General features: G+C 41.2%; 2 protein-coding genes. Both read left to right on the plus strand.

The annotated features are described in order from the left end of the window. Positions 1–288, plus strand: a 288-nt coding sequence (locus A7985_RS25400; protein WP_256096859.1) for an ATP-binding protein, incomplete at its 5' end; no start/stop codon positions are given. Next, complete coding sequence (locus A7985_RS25405; protein ID WP_065788560.1) at positions 272–685, plus strand: hypothetical protein; 414 nt, start codon at positions 272–274, stop codon at positions 683–685. The genes A7985_RS25400 and A7985_RS25405, both read left to right, overlap by 17 nt. Positions 686–687 lie beyond the last annotated feature (2 nt).

A 687-nucleotide genomic window follows, 5' to 3' on the forward strand; every position in this document is an offset into this window, starting at 1 on the left:
AATGCATGTAAGGCATGTGCGCATAAAATTGATATACAAGTAAAAACAACTCCAAGTAAAGGCACCGTTTTTATTATTGGTGATGATGGTCCAGGCATACCTGAAGGTAAACGTCACGAGCTATTACAACGTGGCACGCGTTTGGATACATATGAAGCTGGACATGGTGTTGGAATGGCTATCGTTTCAGATTTAGTCGCCTCTTATCATGGCAACATTATCATTGATTACAGTGAACTTGGTGGGGCGCAATTTACAATAGAATTTGGCTATGAGCAAAATCACTAATCTATTTATAATTACCGTGGCGGCACTCAGTTTTGATACGAGTGCGCGTACCAATACACTCGTAGACTGCACACATTTAGATTCTGACCATCCGCAAAAAGCTAAGCGTTACCTGATGTGTTTGGATGGGAATATCGAAATGCTCGAGCGGGACCGACAGGCTTGGATCAACAAGCTAATCATGGACACTGAAGAGCTAGAAAAAGACACTGGTAATACGCAATTAATGCCTATCATTAAACGGAGCCTTCTAAGTCAAAGCCATTACATGGAAGATTCCTGCAAATGGCGTTATTTAAAAGAACTGCCAAACTCTACCAGTGCAGCTAAGGTGTATAAGCGCTGTAAAATAGCGTTTTTACAGCACCATACCAAAGAGCTAAAAGCTAACTTTTAGAC

It is taken from the genome of Pseudoalteromonas luteoviolacea (genome assembly GCF_001696455.1).
Taxonomy (GTDB): domain Bacteria; phylum Pseudomonadota; class Gammaproteobacteria; order Enterobacterales; family Alteromonadaceae; genus Pseudoalteromonas; species Pseudoalteromonas luteoviolacea_C.

Bases quoted from the DNA above. Each gene is read 5' to 3' on its own strand.
- A7985_RS25405 (WP_065788560.1), top strand. From the start codon at position 272: ATGAGCAAAATCACTAATCTATTTATAATTACCGTGGCGGCACTCAGT.